Source organism: Secundilactobacillus kimchicus JCM 15530, assembly GCF_001433995.1.
In the GTDB taxonomy this organism is placed as follows: domain Bacteria; phylum Bacillota; class Bacilli; order Lactobacillales; family Lactobacillaceae; genus Secundilactobacillus; species Secundilactobacillus kimchicus.
On record NZ_AZCX01000004.1, the window covers coordinates 272,326 to 292,702 of the forward strand.

Sequence of the window (20,377 nt, forward strand, 5' to 3'; positions counted from 1 at the left end):
ATAAATGCTAGAATTAAAAAATATCACTAAGCGGTTTGACGGCCGGACAATTATTAATAACATGAACTTAACCGTGCCAGACGGCCAAATCTTGGCTATTGTTGGACCCTCAGGAGCAGGTAAAACGACCCTGCTTCGTTGCATGAGTGGTCTGGAACGCATTGATTCAGGGGAATTTCGGTTAGATGGTCAGGTCTTTGACCCGTATGAAAACCGGGATAACGATAAGGTCATTGGGGTTGTCTTTCAAGATTTCCAACTTTTCCCCAACTTGACCGTGATGGAAAATATTACGTTGTCCCCCGAGATGGTTTTAAAACAGTCCAAGACAGAAGCTGAAGCGCGAGCTCAGGAGTTGATTGATCAACTTGATTTAACGGGGAAAGAAACTTTGCACCCATTCCAGTTATCCGGCGGGCAAAAACAGCGGGTGGCGATCGTTCGGGCGTTAGCCATGAACCCCAAAATTCTATGTTACGATGAACCAACCAGTGCGCTTGATCCAGATTTACGTGAGACGGTCGAGAAAATTATTTTAAGTCTCAAAGCTTCGAAGATGACTCAGATTGTGGTTACCCACGATATGTCTTTCGCGGAAAACATTGCGGATCAAATTTTGCGTGTTGAGCCGATTAAACCATCATAGGGGGAAATCAGAATGAAGAAGAGATTATGGTTAAGCCTTCTGGTTTTGATCACCCTTGGCGGTCTTCTTTCTGGGTGTGGCGTAACCGTTGGTGAACGGGCTAACAATGTCGATAACTGGCACCGGATTGAAAAGCGAGGATATGCCATTGTGGGCTTAGACGATACGTTTGTTCCAATGGGATTCCGCGAAAAAAGTGGTCGCCTAGTTGGGTATGACGTTGATTTAGCTCGCGCAGTTTTTAAATTGTACGGCTTAAAGGTTAGTTTTCAAACGATTGATTGGTCGATGAACGCAACGGAGTTGAATAACGGCACGATTGATGCAATCTGGAATGGCTACTCAAAGACGCCGGAACGAGAAAAGGTCGTGGCGTTCAGTGATACTTATTTACAAAATGATCAAACATTGGTTAGTCTTCGTAAAAATAACATCACCTCGTTTCGGCAGATGGCGGGGAAGACCCTGGGCGCTCAGACTGGTTCATCAGGGGCAAACGACATTAGCGCGTACCCCAAATTGTTGAAAAATCGCATTAAGGGCCAGTCACCCGTGTTGTATGATAGTTTCACAAACGCATTTATTGACTTGAACGCGAACCGGATTCAGGGGATGATTATTGATTCAACGTACGCTGGTTACTACGTCAAACACCAGAAGAACCCGGCGGCCTACCGAATCATTAATGGTCAGTTTCCTAAAGAGGAATTTGGGGTTGGATTACGCAAGAGCGACCACACCCTTAAGGCCAAAATTAATGCGGGTCTTAAGACGTTAGCACAAAATGGGACGTTGGCCAAAATTAACCACAAGTGGTTTGGAAACGCGGCTGATTCCCCGTTACTCCACCAAAAATAGTTTTTTTAACGACTTGGTATGGTAAGATTAATTTATCTTGTCTGAGAGTGGAGAGAACGTATGTTATCTTTGGAAATTCTGATCCCAACCATTTTGCTCATTAACTTAATCGTGGCGCTAGTCACGATCTTTCGAGAGGAACGCGATATCTCAACGACTTGGGCCTGGCTATTAGTGCTGGTGCTACTTCCGGTTGTGGGGTTCGTGTTCTATTTGTTTGCTGGTCGAAAAATATCCAAAAAACGGATTTTCGATATTCAAGCCCAAGAGCGGTTAGGAATTCGGCAATTGGTGGCCTCCCAAAAAAAGCTAGTTTCAAATGCAGCCTTAACGGTCCCGGATAATCAGAGTCCGGAAGTTTTGGAGTTAGTGAACTTATTTTTAGAAGTGGATCGATCTGTTGTGACCACCGACAATAAAGTGCGGGTCTTTACGGATGGTGAAAAGAAGTTTGCGGCGTTATTCGAAGATATCTTGCGAGCAAAACATCACATTAACGTTGAGTATTTTACAATATATAACGACCAGATTGGCCGTCAATTTGTGTCGTTACTTGAGAAAAAGGCTGCGGAAGGAGTCGCCGTTCGCGTCATTTATGATACGTTTGGCTCGCATGGCGGTAAAAAGCACTTGTTTAAACGGCTAACCGAACTTGGCGGCCGGGCCTATCCGTTCTTGAGTTCCCGATTAGCTTTAAGTGATTTTCAGTTGAACTTTCGCGACCACCGTAAAATTGTGGTTATCGATGGAAAGATCGGTTACATCGGTGGTTTTAACGTGGGTGATCAATACGTTAATCGAAAGCCTAAGTTTGGCTTTTGGCGGGATACGCATTTGCGGATTGAAGGGAATGCTGTGCTAGCGTTACAGAGCCGCTTCTTTTTGGATTGGAATGCGACGGCTAAGCAAGAAAGGGTGCAGTACGATCAGACCTATTTCCCAAAAATTAACGTAAATGGGACCACGAGCATGCAAATTGTGTCCAGCGGTCCAGATTCGGAGCTTCAGCAGATTAAGAAGGGCTACTTAAAGCTCATCAATAGCGCGAAGCGAGCTGTTTTAATTGAATCACCTTACTTTGTGCCGGACGAAAGTATCTTAGAAGCCCTGACCGTGGCTGCCTTATCTGGAATCGATGTTCGATTAATCATTCCCGATCATCCGGATCATCCCTTTGTCTATCGTGCCACGGAATCCTTCGCCAAGAAATTATTGGGTGCGGGGGGCCGGGTGTACACGTATCATAACGGGTTCATGCACGCTAAAATGGTTGTAGTCGATGGCCGGATTGCTTCTGTTGGCTCTGCGAATATGGACATTCGTTCCTTTAAGTTGAACTTTGAAGTGAACGCGTTTATGTATGATGAAGATCTGGCAACTGCATTACTTAAGGTATTTGAAATTGACCTTGAACAAAGCGAAGAAATGACGCTGGCAAAGTATCAGCAACAGTCGTTGTACACGAAGGCCAAGCAGTCATTTTCCCGGTTACTGGCCCCAATTTTGTAATTAAAAACACACCCTCTCAATGAATGAGGTGTATCCCTAAAGTTAAAGTGATTTCACTTTAACTTTAGGGGTAGGCCTCAGAAGTGGGTGTGTTTTTAATTACAGTTCCGGGAAAAAAGTTTCGTAGAGGGCTTGGATGGCTGCGTTGGCTTTGTCTTGTTGAATGCCAAACATCATTGAAATTTCGGAAGCCCCTTGATTGACCATGACCAATTTGACGTTTTGGCGGGCCAATGCATCGGTGGCTTTCGACATCAGGCCAGTTCGGTTGCGCATCCCTTCGCCAACGACCATCAAAAGGGCATAGTCGTGAGTAATGTGGATTTCATCCGGCTTCAAAGCAATCACAAGTTCGCGAATCAGACGATCTTCCAAATCGTCGGTCAGTTGATCCTGACGCATGATAACCGTTAAGTCGTCGATCCCAGAGGGCATATGTTCATAGGTCAATCCGTATTCGGATAAAATGTGCAGAATCTTCTGGCTGAACGCCTTTTTATCCAACATGTATTTTCGGATGTAAATCCCACAGAAGTTCGGTGAACTGGCAATTCCGGAAACCGGGTAGGCGGGGTTGATCCGTTTAGCGGCAGTGATAGAAGTCCCTCGCTCGCCAGGATGGTTGGTATTTTTAACAACGACCTCAATGTTCCCCTCAATTGCTGGAATGAGGGCTTCGTCGTGAAAAACCGAAAAGCCGGCGTATGAGAGTTCTCGCATCTCCCGAAACGTCATGTGGTGAATAGCGATTGGATTGGTAACCACACTGGGGTTAGCGGCATAAATGGCGTTGACATCAGTGAAGTTTTCGTACCGGTCCGCTGAAACGCCTCGGGCCATAATCGCCCCGGTAATATCAGAACCGCCGCGTGAAAAAGTGCAAATTTGCCCTTGTAAGTTATACCCAAAAAAGCCTGGAATAACCCGGACAATATCGCTGTCCGTCCACTCCCCAATTTGAGCGTAACTGTCTGGAATGATTTCTGCATCGTTTGGATGATCAGTCACCAAAATACCAGCATCATGGGGATCCAGGTACTTAGCTTTGACGCCTTCTTGTGCTAAAATTTGAGCAAATAAAAGGGCGTTAAGTCGCTCACCATGGGCCTTAAACGTGGCCATTAAATAGTCATTGTCCTGATACGTCTGATCGGGCAAGGACAAGATAGCCTGTTTGATGGGTGCAAACTGATCTGTTGAGATGTGAAAGGCGGTGGCAATATCTTGGTACCGGCTGATAATGGCATCGGTAATATCGGCAATAGGTTTGGCGGCGATCACCCGATTAGCATAGTCAATGAGTAAATCGGTCACCTTAATGTCATCGGACCACCGCTTGCCTGGCGCAGAGACAACAACGAACCGACGTTGGTCGTCAGCTTTAACAATCTCGACGACCTTTCGAACCTGGGTAGCATTGGCAAGTGAACTACCGCCAAACTTTACGACTTTCATGAGCATCCTCCATTAAAAAATGATTAGTAATAGAATATCAGAGGTTGGGAGTCGGTTCAAGGACCCATCTTGTAATCGCCGCGTGAATCCTCTAATATGGTAGGGTAATGCTTAAGGAGGCTAACGAGACAAATGCAATTAGGCAAAGGCATCGGGCTAACGGTGATTCCGACCAGCCAATTCAAAACGGTACGGGTGGCCGTTGATTTTATCGCCCCTGTGACCGTTTCAGAGCTATCTAAACGAATTTTAATGGCCCAACTGTTGGAAACAAGTAGTCAGGACTATCCAACTCAAACGGCCTTAGCAACAGCTTTATCCAATATGTATGGCGCTAGTTTTGGCGTTAATGTTTTTCGTTACGGCCGCATCAACGGCTTAAGATTCTCAGGAAATGTGGTCGATGGGGCCCTTTTGGGTGACCCCGATGTGTTAGCGACCATGTTTAACTTTATGAAAAAAGTTATTTTCCGCCCCTTAGTGAAGGATGACGCCTTTGAATCGCAAACGTTTACACTTCAACAGCGAAATCTCATTGCTTATTTAAAATCCCTAGACGATGATAAGCAATATCATGCCGATCAGCAGCTTCAAAATATGGTGTTTAGCGATTTGCCGGAACTGGCGACCAGTTTATACGGTGACGCCGCCACCATTGCGACGCTGGATGGGCAGGGACTGTTAGCAGATTACCAGAATCTGTTGGCGACGAATCAGGTTCAGGTAACAGTCGTTGGTGATGTCACAGAAGCACAGATTAAGGCTTTGATGGGTGATTGGCCATTGCCAGATCGGACTCCGTTAAAAGAAAGCCCAATCGTAACTCGGCTGCGGCAACCATTGATTGAAAAAACTGAGCAGCAAGCGGTTGCTCAGGCCAAATTAAATTTAGCTTACCAGTTACCTATTGGCTATCGAACGGAACAATTTTATGCCGCACTGGTGTTTAATGGATTGTTTGGTGGGACCCCAATCTCGCTTTTATTTAAAAATGTGCGTGAAAAGAACAGTCTGGCCTACTTTGCTAGCAGTCAGTTTGATGCGTTTACCGGCATGCTCTCTGTCCGGACAGGGATCGAATCACACAACCGCCAGGCCGTTGAAGCGATCATTGCAGCTCAACTAACGGCCATTCAAAACGGCCAATTCAGCGATGAATTGTTTGATCAGGTCGTTGCCAGTTTAATTAATGGACGTGAATCTCGAATGGATTCCGCTCAAGCGTTGTTGAATCAGGCAGTTTTAGATGAGCTTGTCGGGAGTCACGTTTCCACTGCTGAGTGGGTACAGCAGGTGAGCGCCGTATCGAAACAGACGGTGTCAGCCGTTGCTCAGCAAGTGACACAGCAAGCCACATACTTTTTAGAGGGGGCCGACGACAATGAGACAGCACCACTATCCTAAATTAGCTGAAACGCTATACAGTGACGTCTTACCTAACGGCTTGACGGTGCATTTGCTACCTAAAGCTGGTTTTCATAAGACATATGCTGTTTTTACAACCGACTATGGCTCGATTGATAACACGTTTGTGCCCATAGGGACAACGCATCCAGTCACGTTACCAGCTGGGATTGCTCACTTTTTAGAGCATAAAATGTTTGAAAAAGAAGACCACGATGCGTTTGATGATTTTGCCCACTTTGGCGCAAATTCCAACGCTTTTACGAGTTATACCCATACCAGTTATTTGTTTTCGACCACTCGTCACTTGAAGGAAAATTTAGAAACGTTGTTAGATTTTGTTCAACGGCCATACTTTACTAAAGCAACGGTGGAAAAGGAAAAGGGGATTATTGGTCAAGAGATTCAAATGTACGATGATGATCCAAATTCGCAGGCTTATTTTGGGACCATAGCAGCAATGTATCCAGATTTACCATTTAAAAATGACATTGCCGGAACCCTTGACTCCATTGCAGCCATCACAGCGGATGACTTGTACTTAGCCCACAAAACGTTTTATCAACCGGCTAATATGAGCTTGGTGGTGGTTGGCAAACTCGAGCCAGACGAAACAATGGGGTGGATTAAAGCCAATCAGGCGGCCAAACTGTTTGACCGGCCAATGCCCATTATTCGCTCACAAAATGAAGCGGCCTATCAAGGGGGCTTAATCAAGCGGTCGACCCTGACAATGCCAGTTGAACGCCCTAAAGTGAGCCTTGGGTTGCGAGGCGTGGACCAGTTACCTGAAGGATGGGACCGGTTCAAGTATGAGGAGGCCCTTTCTTTAGGATTCGACCTTTTGTTTGGTGAAACGGCTAGTGAGTACCTTCGACTGTATGACCAGTCCGTATTAGACGACAGTTTTGGCTACAATATTGAACTACAACGGGGCGCCCACTTTGTTATTTTAGCAGGGGAGACAGCCGACTCTGACCGATTTGAAGCCGGGATAACCGAAATTCTGGAGAACGCACAAGCCTATCTCAAAAAGGCAGAATTTAATTTTGAGACCGTCAAACGAGAAGCAATCGGGAGTACCATTGCAAGTTTTAATTCGCTAGAAGCAATTGCTAATCAGTATGATGATTGGTTGTACGGTGGTACGACCATCTTTGATGAGGTTGACGTGATTGAGGCCGTCACCTTTGATGACGTTTTAACAGCCATGCAATCTTTTATCAATTTGGACACCGTGAGCGTCCAGACGATTTTGCCTGGGAGTTAAGAAAGATTAAATTATGGATTTGACAGGACAGACCTATTAAATCCGAGTGGGTCGTATGCTATACTGGCTGTAGAAAAGATTTATAACTAGGTGGAGAGTATACATTATGAGTGAAACGAATCAATCCATTGGGGCCGCACTACGCGACGCCCGTATCGCAAAGGGTTATACCTTAGACGACTTGCAACAAGCAACCAAAATTCAAAAGCGGTACTTGATTGCGATTGAAGACGAGCAGTTTTCGGACTTGCCCGGGGATTTCTACGTCCGCGCTTTTATTAAGCAGTATGCGGATACCGTGGGGCTCGACGGGCAAGCATTATTAGATCAGTATAACGATCAATTGCCAAGTACCAAGACCCAAGAGTACGTTGATCGTGTCAATGACGATAACCCATCACGACGCTCCGCACAGCATACTGAAAACGAGCGCATGAGTAACCTGCGTCGCCGAGTCCCGATTGTCATTGGGGTGTTGGTCGTTATCGTCGTGTTAGTGGGGATTTGGCTGGCTAGCACCAATCGGGCCCAGCAACAGCATTCCTCGCAGGTTGAAACTAGCTCTGTTTCGGTGAGTGGTAGTTCAGAATCAACAAGTTCGAAAGCAGTTAGTTCCAGTTCAAAGGCATCATCTAAGTCGGCTGATAAAGTTGCTTTTAGCCAAGTTTCAACAACGGGAACTGACACCACCTTTACGATGAAAAACGCTCCAGCTAAGAAGACGTTGACGCTTTCGAGTGACCAGAGTGCTTGGAGTTCTGTGAACGTTAACGGCACTTCAGTTTGGCAGGGGACGTTGCAATCGGGTAGTCAGCATAAAGTTGCTTTAGCTAGCGATGCAACGTCTGTGACAATTAATATGGGGAACGCCCCGGCGACAACGGTGACGGTCAACGGTCACAAACTGCCAGCTGCTAAAGCAAGTAGTTCAGCTACGACGACTGAATCTAGTTCAACAGACGGCACAACCGATACGGCGTCGGCCAGTTCTTCAAGTACGATTAACCAAGTTCAAAACATTACGATTCAATTTAAATAACCGTTAAAAACGAGTTTCCGGTGGTTCTTAGTTCCAGGTAGCTGGACAGATCGGGAACCTTTTTTTTATTAAACCAGGAGGTCACGACGTTGAATTTACCAAATCGACTCACGATTATTCGCATTTTTTTAATCCCGATATTTCTTATTATCTTAGCGGTTCCGATGGACTGGGGCAGTGTGACGTGGCTGTCCACGATGATTCCTGTCACCCAGATTGTGGCGGCGATTATTTTTGCTGGGGCAAGCGTGACGGACTTTTTGGATGGGCAGATTGCCCGGCGCCGCCACCTTGTCACTAATTTCGGCAAATTTGCCGATCCATTAGCTGATAAAATGATTGTGATGACCGCATTTGTACTCTTAGTCGAGATGGGGCTGGCGCCCGCCTGGGTGGTTGCCATTATCGTGTGTCGGGAGTTGGCGGTGACTGGCTTACGGTTGATTGTTGTCGAAAATGACGGCGAGGTGATTGCGGCTGCGTGGCCGGGGAAAATTAAAACGACTTCGCAAATGCTGGCCATTATTTTGCTGCTCTTAAATGACTTCTTGTTCCCAGATTTTCGGTTGGGGACGATTTTACTCTACGTTTGCCTATTTTTTACCGTGTACTCGGGAATCGATTACTTCGTTCAAAATCGGTCCGTCTTTGCGGATTCCTTTGCGTCTAAGAAATAACTAAGCGCCGCTTGCCACGTGCAAGTGACGTTTTTACTAGGTGATTCAGATCCAATGTTAAACGGAGGTTAGACTTATGAACGCAGAAATTATTGCAGTGGGGACGGAAATCCTCCTCGGACAAATTAGTAATACAAATGCCGCCTACTTGTCGGAACAGTTGGCAGCCTTGGGGATCAATGTGTATTGGCAAACCGTTGTCGGAGATAATCGGCAGCGCTTATCCCAAGCGGTTCAAACCGCTGAGGGTCGCAGTGATCTGGTGATTACCATCGGCGGTCTTGGGCCGACCGATGATGACCTCACTAAAGAGGTGGTCGCCGATTATCTTAAGGTGGATTTGGTTCCTAATGAGATGGCCGCGGAAAAAATTGCAGCCTATCAAAAGCGGACTGGTAAAATGTTGACCACCAACAATGCTAAGCAGGCATTGATGCTTAAAGGGGCAAGACCACTGGCCAACCTAAATGGTTATGCCGTGGGGGACTTTTATGCTAATCCTGACGGGGCTGATTTTGTGTTACTGCCTGGGCCACCGCGGGAATTTAAAAAGATGGTGGATTCAGCCCTGATTCCCATTTTGCAAGAACAATCAGTTAATCCTCAGCTCTTATCTTCCAAAGTTATGCGCTTTTTTGGGATTGGTGAATCACAGCTTGTTGCGGATCTTGCTGACTTAATTGCTCAGCAAACGAATCCGACCATTGCGCCGTACGCAAAACCGGCAGAGGTGACGCTTCGAATAACAGCAAGTGGCAGTTCGATTCGTGAGGCTAACCAACTGATTGACGAAATCGTGAGCCAAATTTTAGCACGAGATGGCGATTATTTTTACGGGTACGGCGATGATAACAGTTTAGCTGCTGTCGTGGTTAAAGATTTGGTGGACCAGCACCTGACGATTACGGCCGCTGAAAGTTTGACAGCTGGTGAATTTCAAAGCACACTCGGCGATGTTCCAGGCGTCTCAGCAGTCTTTCCTGGTGGTTTTGTGACCTATGCAAACTCGGCGAAGGAACGGTTACTTAGTATTCCACCTGAAATTGTGGATCAGTATGGTGTCGTCAGTGAAACCGTGGCAATCTGGATGGCCAAAATGGCTAAGGAGAAGATGGGAACCGATGTCGCTGTCTCATTCACGGGGGTGGCTGGACCAGACGAATTGGAGGGTCACTCAGCCGGGACGGTTTGGATCGGGATGGCGTACCAAAATCGGGAACCCCAAGCTTTTTTGTACCAGTTTAACAACGGTCGCCAACAGATTCGGGACCGGTCAGTTTTAACCGGGTTAGATCTTATTCGGCGAGAAATTAAAAAAGCCTAAAAGCCAATTGTTATGGTGGTAGTTGGCAGATTGTTGCATCAGGGACACGAATTTAGTCCGATATTGGATAAAAGGCGACCTAACCCGCGGAAATTCGGCACTTATGGAAATAGATTTGATTGACATGCTTGTTTAGAAACATTAAAATATTAGATGTGTCAATAATCAAAATAAACATCTTAAAAATAGCTGATTTAGCAATCAATCATTTTTGATGATGCGGAGGTGGAATCATGAGTATTCCGGAAATAATCCTCGCACTCATCGCTATTGTTGTCGGAGTTGTTGTGGGGTACGTGTTACACAAGTCCGTTTATGAACGGAACTTGGATCAAGCGCACGAAACAGCACAAGGAATTTTAGCAGATGCGAAAAAGCAGGCTGAGACTGATACCAAGGAAGCCCTATTAGAGGCTAAGGAGGAAAGTCATCGTTATCGCTCAAAAATTGAAGGCGAACTAAAGCACCAACGGGCGGAAGTTCAAAAGCAAGAAGATCGGGTGTTACAACGAGAAGAGGCGCTGGATCGTAAAGATAACGCTTTTCAAAAGCGGGAAGATGCTCTGGAACGCAAGGAAAACAAACTGAGCGCTGAGCAACAAAAACTGGCTAAATTACAACAGCAAGCAGACTCACTGATTGAGAAGCGGCAAGCAGCCGTTGAAGAAGCGGCGGCGCTCTCGAAAGAGGACGCGCAAGCCCAGATTATTAGCGAAGCAAAGGCTTCATTGTCTGAGGAACGGGCGAAAATGATTAAGGAAAGTCATCGTCAAGCCATTGAGGAGGCCGATAAACGGGCCAAAGATTTAGTGGTTCAAGCCATTCAACGTTCGGGGGCTGATATGGTCTCTGATACGACTGTCACGGTTGTGACGTTGCCAAACGATGACATGAAAGGTCGAATTATCGGTCGTGAAGGCCGAAACATTCGGACTTTCGAGACGCTGACAGGTATTGATTTGATCATTGACGATACACCAGAAGCGGTCGTATTGAGTGGGTTTGATCCCATTCGACGTGAAGTAGCTCGGCTGGCCCTTGAAAAACTTATTCAAGACGGGCGGATTCATCCAGCTCGAATTGAAGAAATGGTGGAAAAGGGCCGTAAGGAATTGGATGAAAAGATTCAAGACCTTGGCGAGCAAACCGTGTTTGATCTCGGTATTCATTCGATGCATCCAGCTTTAATTAAGTTGGTGGGTCAGATGAACTACCGGGTTTCATATGGTCAAAATGTCTTAACTCACGCGATTGAAGTCGCTAAGCTTTCCGGGATTTTTGCAGCAGAGCTCGGTGAGGATGTTACGCTAGCAAAACGCGCAGGATTATTACACGATATTGGTAAAGCAGTGGAAAACGATGTTGAGGATTCCCACATTCAAAGTGGTGTTGAGTTGGCAAAGAAGTACAAGGAAAGTCCAGTTGTGGTTGATGCCATTGCAGCTCAAACAGATACCCATGAGCCACAATCCATTATTTCAGAACTCGTGGCCGCTGCGGATACGATTTCCGCGACCCGGCCAGGCGCCCGTAGCGATTCGTTGGAAAGCTACATTCACCGCCTTGAACGCCTTGAAACAATTGCCAATGACTTTGATGGGGTTAAACAATCCTTCGCTATTCAAGCGGGTCGAGAGGTCCGTGTCATTGTGAAACCTGATAAAATTTCAGATTTAGACGCAGTCACACTCGCGCATGATATTAAGCAGCGCATCGAAAGTGACATGGATTACCCAGGCCACATCAAGGTCTCCGTAATTCGTGAGGTTCGATCAGTGGCCTACGCCAAGTAAACAAACAAAGACCAGCGAAAGCTGGTCTTTGTTTTATTTTTGGGTGACAAGCTGGTAGAATAGTCAAGGTATTAAAGGGTTCATATCAAATTAGATTAGAGGAACAACATGCGAATTTTATTTATCGGTGACGTTGTTGGTGATCAAGGGATGGACATGATTCAGACCTATTTACCACGGTTAAAACGGGATTTGAAACCTCAAGCCACCATTGTTAATGGCGAAAATGCCACCCCAGTTGGTCGGGGAATTAGTGAGGCAATCTATAAGGCCCTTCTAAGCAGCGGCGCGGACGTTGTCACGATGGGCAACCACGTGTGGGATAATCGAGAAATTTTTGATTTTATTGACAGTACTAAAAAGTTAGTTCGTCCGGCCAATTTCCCAGGTCGCGACGTTCCTGGCCGCGGTTTTACGACGCTGCAAGTTAATCAAAAGAAGCTGGGTGTTATCAATCTTCAGGGTCGGGTCTTCTTACCGCCGTTAGATGATCCCTTTCAGGTAGCTGATCGGATCGTTGATGAACTTCGCCAGCAAACCGATATGATTTTCGTTGACATGCATGCAGAGGTCACGAGTGAAAAACGGGCGATGGCTTTGTATTTGAGTGGGCGGGTCACAGCCGTGGTCGGCACTCACACTCACGTTCAAACAAACGATGGCCAGATTTTAACGGGCGGGACCGCGTTTATGACGGATGCCGGAATGACGGGACCTGATGATGGGATTCTCGGCATGAAGCCAGAAGCTGTGATCGGTCGGTTTTTAGACCAACGACCAGCTCGTTATGAAGTGGCCACGGGACCAAATAAACAACTCTCGGGGTGCATTGTCGACATTAGTGACACGACAAACCAGGCAACGGCGATTAAACCTATTTTAATTAACCGAGACCACCCGTATTTGAACTAGTAAACAATCAGAGGTGACTTTAGTGAGCACAGAACCAAAACAGACACCCATGATGGTGCAGTATCAAAAAATTAAGGACCAGTACCCGGATGCCTTCTTATTTTATCGCCTCGGTGACTTTTACGAAATGTTTAATGAGGACGCGATTAAAGGGGCTCAACTACTAGAACTGACGTTAACAACCCGAAATCACAGTTCAAAAAATCCAATTCCAATGTGTGGGGTGCCCCATCACGCGGCACAAAATTACATTGATATTTTAATTGATAAGGGCTACAAAGTAGCCATCTGCGAACAAATGGAGGATCCCAAGTTAGCCAAAGGAATGGTCAAACGAGAAGTGATCCAGCTGGTGACGCCGGGTACTCAAACCGACACCGGGGCAGCCGCGGCTAAGTCAAATAACTACTTAACGGCGTTAGCGGTAGTTGAGGGTCAATTTGGCTTTGCTTACGCAGATTTATCAACTGGTGAACTTAAGGTCACAAGCTTAACAACGCACAGTGCGGTCCTCAATGAAGTGATGAGCCTCCAGACAAAGGAAATTGTGGTGGATCAGTCAGTTTCAGGTGAGCTCATCGATCAGTTTAAAACGATTGGGGTCCTAGTATCTCACGAGGACGCAGTGGTCGTTAAAGCCGAACTGAGTTTTGCGACACAAGGGGTGACCGATCGTGCTCAAAAAGCGGTTCTTGATCACTTACTGACCTACATTACGGATACTCAAAAACGGAGTCTTGCTCATATTCAACGGGCAGTAGTCTATCAGCCATCAGCTTACTTGAAAATGGACCACTATTCCCAGCGGAATCTTGAATTGGTTTCAAATATTCGAACGAACAAAAAATCTGGCACGCTTTTATGGCTCCTGGATGAAACTAAAACGGCGATGGGCGGCCGATTGTTGAAGCAATGGCTTGATCGACCGTTGGTTGATAAAACAGCGATTATGAACCGGCAAGAACGGGTGGCAGTATTGGTGAACGCGTATTTTGAACGCCATAATCTGCAAGAAGAGTTAACTCAGGTTTATGATTTAGAACGGTTAGCGGGTCGGGTGGCTTTTGGCAGCGTCAACGGTCGCGACTTGATCCAACTTCTAACGTCGTTACGACAAATTCCAAAGGTTCAACACGTGATTGAAAATCTCGATGCGCCAGTTTTTGACGCGACAATTGACGCCCTAGATCCCTTGGATGATGTGGCAACAGCGATTGATGAAGCAATTGTTGCCGAGCCCCCACTTTCGGTCACAGATGGTGGTGTGATTAAAGATGGCTACGATGCGAAGTTAGATGAGTACCGGTCGGCTATGCATAATGGTAAACAATGGCTGGCTGAGCTTGAGGCCTCCGAACGAGCAGCAACCGGAATAAATAACCTGAAAATTGGCTTTAATCGGGTTTTTGGTTACTATATTGAAGTGACAAAAGCGAATTTAGACAAGTTACCCGAAGACCGTTACGAGCGAAAACAAACGTTAACTAATGCGGAGCGATTTAGCACGCCTGAACTAAAGGCAAAGGAGCGTTTGATCCTTGAGGCAGAAGAGAAGTCAACAGGGTTAGAATACGAGCTTTTTGTTAAGCTTCGTGATAGAGTTAAAGCCAATATTTCGAGAATTCAGAAACTGGCTCAGGCTGTCTCCGAACTTGATGTTTTGCAGAGCTTCGCGGATGTGAGTGAACGCTATCGGTTTGTCGCACCAGTGCTGACGCCCAATAGCCATGATTTAGAAATTGTCGAAGGCCGGCATCCGGTTGTCGAAAAAGTCCTCGGCCGGCAAAAGTATGTTCCAAACGATGTTAAAATGCCGACAGATACGACTATTTTGCTAATTACAGGGCCAAACATGTCTGGTAAAAGCACGTATATGCGGCAATTGGCGCTAACCGTTGTATTGGCACAAATGGGCTGTTTCGTCCCTGCAAAGCAGGCGACAATGCCGATTTTCGACCAGATCTTCACTCGAATTGGGGCGGCAGACGATTTAATTTCCGGCGAAAGTACATTTATGGTGGAAATGAAAGAGGCCAATCAGGCCCTTGCCAACGCGACAGCTAATTCGCTCATTTTATTTGATGAAATCGGTCGGGGAACGGCTACCTACGATGGCATGGCGCTGGCTCAGGCCATTATTGAATATGTGCACAACCGGGTTCATGCTAAGACACTGTTTTCGACCCATTATCATGAGTTGACCACGCTTGAAACGACGCTGACTCACCTGAAAAACGTTCACGTGGGTGCGGTGGAAAAAGATGGCGAATTAGTTTTCTTACATCAGATGCAGTCAGGTCCAGCAGATAAATCTTACGGTATTCACGTGGCAAAGTTAGCGGGGTTACCCACTAGCCTGCTGAGTCGAGCGGATACTATTTTGACTGATTTAGAGGCGACGGGGCAGCAACCGGTTGTGTCGCAAGCAACACCAAACAACCCGGTAGAACAAGTCACAGCTGCAGAACCGGTTGAAGAGGATGGCCAGTTATCGTTGTTTAGTGAGCCAGTGGTTGACTCAGAGGCGGTCGAGCTGATGGCTGAATTGAAAAAAATAAACCTAATGGCCATGACACCGATGGATGTCATGAATCAAGTGTACAAGTGGCAACAAGCTATGAATCACAAGAAGTAAGGAAAATTGGGGGTGAGGACGTTGACCAAAATTCATGAATTATCTGATGTACTCACTGACCAAATTGCAGCCGGTGAAGTGATCGAGCGACCAGCTTCTGTTGTGAAGGAATTGGTTGAAAACGCGATTGACGCTCATAGTTTAGAAATTGATATTACGCTTGAAGAAGCGGGCCTTCAAAAAATTGAAGTTCGAGATGATGGCGATGGTATTTCAACGGATGAGGTGTTGACGGCTTTTAAGCGGCATGCCACCAGTAAAATTACTGATCGAAAAGATCTGTTTCGCGTTAAATCACTAGGGTTTCGGGGTGAAGCGCTACCTAGCATTGCGTCGGTTTCGAACGTGACGATGGTCACTTCCACTGGCAAAACAGGGGCAGCGGTGACGATTAAAGGCGGTGAGCTCGTGACGCAGAAGCCAGCCGAAGCTAGACGGGGGACAACGGTCACCGTTGCGGATTTGTTTTACAACGTTCCGGCCCGTTTGAAATATCTGAAGTCACCCAATACTGAACTTTCTAAAATTGTTGATATCGTCAACCGACTGGCTTTTGGTCACCCTGAAATTTCAATTGCATTAACGCATAATGGTCGTGAACTCTTGCGGACTGCGGGAAGAGGCGATCAACTTCAGGTTATTGGCAGTGTGTATGGTATGGCGGCGACTGGCCAAATGGCGCCAATTAAGGCCAGTGATGCTGATTTTAAGATTAGTGGCTATGTTTCACTCCCAGCACTTACCCGGGCAAGTCGCAGCTATATCAGCGTCTTGTTGAATGGTCGCTACGTTCGAAATTTTGCAATCACCAAGGCAGTCATCGCGGGTTATGGTTCTAAGCTAATGGTTGGCCGGTACCCGCTGGCCGTGATTAATATTGAAATGGATCCCCTCCTCGTGGACGTTAACGTCCATCCGACCAAGCAGGAGGTTCGTCTAAGCAAGGAAGAGGCGTTAAGTCATCTTGTAAGGACCGCTGTTGCGGCTGCTTTGGGCGACCGAAATTTGATTCCAGATGGTTGGGATAATTTAAATAAACGGGCCGAAAAGCCCGTGGATCTGCGGGTAATGAGTCAGGCGTTAACGGCCGTAAGTCGAGGTCAAGAACGGGTTTCGGCTGCTATTCAGCCTGAGAAAAAAGCGCCTGTGGCAGCACCGGATAATGGTCAAGAAGATCGCCATCAGCCCGTGACAATTCGGTCGCGACAGGATTTGAAGAGTCCTTCTATGGCCCAATTTGAGTCGAAGTACAAAAACGAAGTTGTGCGACCGTTCGGTGAGTCTAATTTTATCGAACCAGCGGCAACAAGCGGAGTATCCCAAGAAACAGAACTACTTCAAGCACCCACAACGGAGCGGTTTCCAACGTTAAGTTACATCGGGCAGTTTCACGGCACGTACTTGTTGGCAGAAGCACCAGACGGGTTGTACATGCTCGACCAGCACGCTGCTCAAGAACGGGTTAACTACGAGTATTATCGCCAAAAAATAGGCGAGGTGGCTGACGATCAGCAGCGGTTGCTTGTGCCAATTGTTATTGACTATAGCACTTCGGATATGCTGAAAATCAGAGACCACACGGACACGCTAGCCAGCGTTGGTCTTCATGTGGAATTGTTTGGGAGTAACAGTATTGTGATTCATCAACATCCCACCTGGTTTAAAGCCGGTCAGGAAGAGGATACGGTCAAAGAGATGATTGATTGGGTCCTTCGGGATGGGCGGTTAACGGTGGCTCAGTTTCGTGAAAAAACGGCTATTATGATGAGCTGTAAACGGGCAATTAAAGCCAATCACCACTTGGATAACCGACAAGCAAAGGCGCTTTTGACAAAATTGGCGACTGCTGAAAATCCATTTAATTGTCCCCATGGCCGGCCTGTTTTGGTTCACTTTACTGACACTGATATGGAAAAACTTTTCAAGCGCATTCAAGATGCACATGAATCCGCATTATAGAACGCAAAAACCGGGCCACTAGGGGGTCCGGTTTTTATTATCTTCAAATGAAGGGTGCCGTGATGCTGATTCTCTGGTAGAATTGAGGGAATGATAGATTAAGGAGAGATATTAAGATGACGAAGTCAAAGCTCATGGGAATTTTAAATCGACTGATTGCGATGTTGGAAGATGAAAGTGGTGTTGAACAAAATCGCCGCTTTGAAAAGGATGGTAACGTGGCCTGCCAAGTTACCCTTAGTCAAGACAAAGAGACGTGGCAATTAGAGGAATACCAAAATAACGAAACCTTCTCGTTTGACGATGTTGACTTGGTGGCCATTGAGGTCTATGACTTGTTATTTGATAATTAAAAATTCTGAATCTGAAGTTTTTAAAAAGAAACCCCTGGCAAATTGCTATTTAGCGGTGGTCCGTTATAATGGCATTTGTGATCTTTATCGTGGAGGCAGTGAGTTATGTCTGGATTTCTAAAGGGGACATCTAAGAAACTGAACACCACCATGGGCTTTTTTTTACTCACGGTCGTTCTGTTTTGTTTCAAAACGTATCTGATTTACAAAACAAAGTTTTCACTCGGCGTTAAAGGAGACGTTCAAGAATTTCTTCTCGCCGTTAATATTATTCCATCAGCACTACTTTTGCTGGGAATTGCGCTTTATTTCAGGGGCCGGTTGCGTTATTGGCTGATGTTAATTATTGATTTTCTTCAGTCATGTTGGCTTTTTGCTAATATTTTATACTATCGAGAATTTTCGGATTTTCTGTCCTTTGGTGTTATCAAGGGCTCTGGAGACGTTTCGAATAATCTGGGTAAAAGTATTAGTGAAATTATTAAACCAACCGACTTTTTGGCTTTTGCGGACGTGGTTTTGCTCATTATTCTGTTGGCCACCAAGGTGATTAGAATGGACCCGCAACCGTTTAAGCGGCGGTTTGCTGCGACAATCACCGTTTTGGCGTTTGCTTTAATGGGAGCTGAATTTGGAATTGCGAACCGTGATCGGTCGGGTTTGTTGACGCGAACCTTTGATAATAACTATATCGTGAAGTATCTCGGAATTAATGAGTACGCTGCTTTTTCGGCTTATCAGACGCAAAAGGAGAGCGCTACGCGGGCCAAAGCTAGCGCTAGCGATTTGAATAGTGTTAAACGGTTTGTGCGCCAAAATAAAACGGCCGTGAACCCGACGTATTATGGTCGAGCTAAGGGTCGAAACGTTATTATCATTCATTTAGAGAGCTTCCAACAGTTTTTGATTAATTACAAGGTTAACGGGCGAGAAGTCACCCCTAACTTGAATCGGTTTTATCGTAATCAAAACACGGTGAGCTTTGATAACTTTTTCCACCAGGTTGGCCAAGGCAAGACGTCAGATGCTGAAATGATGCTTGAGAACTCTCTTTTTGGGTTGCCACAAGGGTCAGCGATGACGACGTACGGGGCCCAAAACACGTTCCAGGCGGCGCCAGCTATACTTGGTCAGCACGGTTATACCTCGGCAGCTTTCCACGGCGACGTTCCTAGTTTTTGGAATCGGGACAATACGTATAAGTCTTGGGGTTATAATTACTTCTTTAGTTCCAGTTACTATAAGACGAAACCAAACTATTCGGTGGGCTATGGGTTAAAGGACAAGATTTTCTTCAGAGATTCTGCCAAATACTTACAGATGTTGCCGCAGCCGTTCTATGCGAAGTTAATTACATTAACAAACCACTATCCATATGAACTAGACAAGGCGAACGTCGATTTTCCAGCGACTAAGACTGGGGATAAGACGGTGGATCCGTATGTTCAAACGGCCCATTACCTAGATGAGGCTTTTGGTGAATTTTTGACGTATCTCAAGCAAGCGGGACTCTATAAGAAGAGTTTACTCGTGTTGTATGGCGACCATTATGGCATTTCGAACAATCATCGCCCAGCAATCGCTCAGTTGTTGCACAAGGACGATATTACGAATTACGATTTAGCACAGTTCCAAAAGGTTCCTTTTATGGTGCATACGCCAGGTCTCAAGGGCGGTATCAACCACACTTATGGTGGCGAAATTGACGTTTTGCCGACCCTCTTTGACCTGTTAGGGATTAATAACCAAAAGACAATCCAATTTGGACAGGATCTTTTGGCCACTCATCGACGTCAGATTGTGGCCTTTCGTGATGGTGATTTTGTGACACCTCAGTACACAAAGTCGTCCGGGACGGTCTACAATACCAAGACGGGGGCGGTTTTAGATCCAACGAAGAAGCAACAAGCCCAGATTGACCAGGATCAAAACTATGTGACGACTCAATTGTCTCTTTCTGACCGGGTAGTGCAGGGGGACTTACTACGTTTCTATCAACTTAAGGCCTTTAAGACCGTTGATAAGAAGAAGTATAACTATAAGTATGCAACGGGAATGGACCAGCTGAAAACGGCCCAAAAACAGAAACCGACAAGCGTTGAAGCGCGTCATAAGGGTAAACCGACAGCAACATACAGGACGAATGCACCTGAGTTAAAATAGGTTTTTGAGAGTGATCCAGATGATGGATCACTCTTTTTTTTTAAAAAAGCTCAGAAAAGTAGCAAAAAGAGCTTGACCGTAAGCCAGTTAGTTGATAATATAATACTCGTTGTTAAAAAGGAATTGGTTAGCAGTTGACGACATCCGTCGTACGCAACGCATAATTATTCAAAAACGAATAAGCGGCGTAAGTCGATTCAGACAGTGTTAACCGAGGATGATGAAAAATGTGTTTTGAAAAAATAATATTTATTCATTTAGTTCTTGACTTCCTGATTAACACTTGATATACTGATTAAGTTGATTGGTAATCAAGCTAATCAACAACAACCACGAAGTATTCGTGATTGTAGACCTTTGAAAACTGAACAAAGTTTCGT

15 protein-coding genes are annotated in these 20,377 nt (G+C 45.9%); 14 read left to right on the plus strand and 1 reads right to left on the minus strand.

The window, feature by feature from the left end; genetic code table 11:
* The first annotated feature begins 4 nt into the window (after window positions 1-4).
* From FC96_RS07605 to cls, 3 genes are read left to right on the plus strand one after another with little or no spacing between them, the layout of a single operon-like run.
* Window positions 5-646 (plus strand): amino acid ABC transporter ATP-binding protein, encoded by a 642-nt coding sequence (locus tag FC96_RS07605; RefSeq protein WP_055679703.1) that lies wholly within the window; start codon window positions 5-7, stop codon window positions 644-646.
* Between the two features lie 12 nt (window positions 647-658).
* Window positions 659-1,504, plus strand: a complete 846-nt coding sequence (locus tag FC96_RS07610; protein WP_056942561.1) for an amino acid ABC transporter substrate-binding protein — start codon at window positions 659-661, stop codon at window positions 1,502-1,504.
* 60 nt (window positions 1,505-1,564) lie between these two features.
* Window positions 1,565-3,013, plus strand: coding sequence for a cardiolipin synthase (cls, locus tag FC96_RS07615; protein WP_056942562.1), 1,449 nt, complete (start codon window positions 1,565-1,567; stop codon window positions 3,011-3,013).
* Between the two features lie 99 nt (window positions 3,014-3,112).
* Here cls and FC96_RS07620 read toward each other — a convergent pair whose 3' ends face one another.
* Window positions 3,113-4,468: an aspartate kinase gene (locus FC96_RS07620; protein ID WP_056942563.1), complete on the minus strand. Its 1,356-nt coding sequence runs from the start codon at window positions 4,466-4,468 to the stop codon at window positions 3,113-3,115.
* Between the two features lie 132 nt (window positions 4,469-4,600).
* Between FC96_RS07620 and yfmF the strand changes: the two genes are divergently transcribed.
* The 11 genes from yfmF to FC96_RS07675 all read left to right on the plus strand — a co-directional run bounded on the left by yfmF (window position 4,601) and on the right by FC96_RS07675 (window position 19,997).
* On the plus strand, window positions 4,601-5,872 hold the full coding sequence (gene yfmF / locus FC96_RS07625; protein WP_056942564.1) for an EF-P 5-aminopentanol modification-associated protein YfmF: 1,272 nt from the start codon (window positions 4,601-4,603) through the stop codon (window positions 5,870-5,872).
* Window positions 5,850-7,142: an EF-P 5-aminopentanol modification-associated protein YfmH gene (yfmH, locus tag FC96_RS07630; RefSeq protein WP_056942565.1), complete on the plus strand. Its 1,293-nt coding sequence runs from the start codon at window positions 5,850-5,852 to the stop codon at window positions 7,140-7,142. The genes yfmF and yfmH overlap by 23 nt, the downstream gene beginning before the upstream one ends.
* 106 nt (window positions 7,143-7,248) lie before the next feature.
* Window positions 7,249-8,181: a helix-turn-helix domain-containing protein gene (locus FC96_RS07635; protein WP_055679706.1), complete on the plus strand. Its 933-nt coding sequence runs from the start codon at window positions 7,249-7,251 to the stop codon at window positions 8,179-8,181.
* A gap of 89 nt (window positions 8,182-8,270) precedes the next feature.
* Window positions 8,271-8,858 carry a CDP-diacylglycerol--glycerol-3-phosphate 3-phosphatidyltransferase gene (pgsA, locus tag FC96_RS07640; RefSeq protein ID WP_056942566.1) on the plus strand — a complete coding sequence of 196 codons (588 nt, stop codon included), beginning with the start codon at window positions 8,271-8,273 and terminating at the stop codon, window positions 8,856-8,858.
* 76 nt (window positions 8,859-8,934) lie between these two features.
* Entirely contained in the window at window positions 8,935-10,182 is a 1,248-nt protein-coding gene (locus FC96_RS07645) for a competence/damage-inducible protein A (protein WP_056942567.1), read from the plus strand.
* Window positions 10,183-10,415: 233 nt separating this feature from the next.
* On the plus strand, window positions 10,416-11,975 hold the full coding sequence (gene rny, locus FC96_RS07650; RefSeq protein WP_056942568.1) for a ribonuclease Y: 1,560 nt from the start codon (window positions 10,416-10,418) through the stop codon (window positions 11,973-11,975).
* 108 nt (window positions 11,976-12,083) lie between these two features.
* Window positions 12,084-12,887 carry a TIGR00282 family metallophosphoesterase gene (locus FC96_RS07655; protein ID WP_056942569.1) on the plus strand — a complete coding sequence of 268 codons (804 nt, stop codon included), beginning with the start codon at window positions 12,084-12,086 and terminating at the stop codon, window positions 12,885-12,887.
* Between the two features lie 49 nt (window positions 12,888-12,936).
* Complete coding sequence (gene mutS / locus FC96_RS07660; protein ID WP_056942577.1) at window positions 12,937-15,522, plus strand: DNA mismatch repair protein MutS; 2,586 nt, start codon at window positions 12,937-12,939, stop codon at window positions 15,520-15,522.
* A 21-nt stretch (window positions 15,523-15,543) separates the two neighbouring features.
* Window positions 15,544-17,481, plus strand: a complete 1,938-nt coding sequence (mutL, locus tag FC96_RS07665) for a DNA mismatch repair endonuclease MutL (RefSeq protein ID WP_056942570.1) — start codon at window positions 15,544-15,546, stop codon at window positions 17,479-17,481.
* Window positions 17,482-17,597: 116 nt separating this feature from the next.
* Window positions 17,598-17,834, plus strand: a complete 237-nt coding sequence (locus FC96_RS07670) for a YkuJ family protein (protein ID WP_055679707.1) — start codon at window positions 17,598-17,600, stop codon at window positions 17,832-17,834.
* Between the two features lie 105 nt (window positions 17,835-17,939).
* Window positions 17,940-19,997 (plus strand): LTA synthase family protein, encoded by a 2,058-nt coding sequence (locus FC96_RS07675; protein WP_056942571.1) that lies wholly within the window; start codon window positions 17,940-17,942, stop codon window positions 19,995-19,997.
* The last annotated feature ends 380 nt before the right edge of the window (window positions 19,998-20,377 follow it).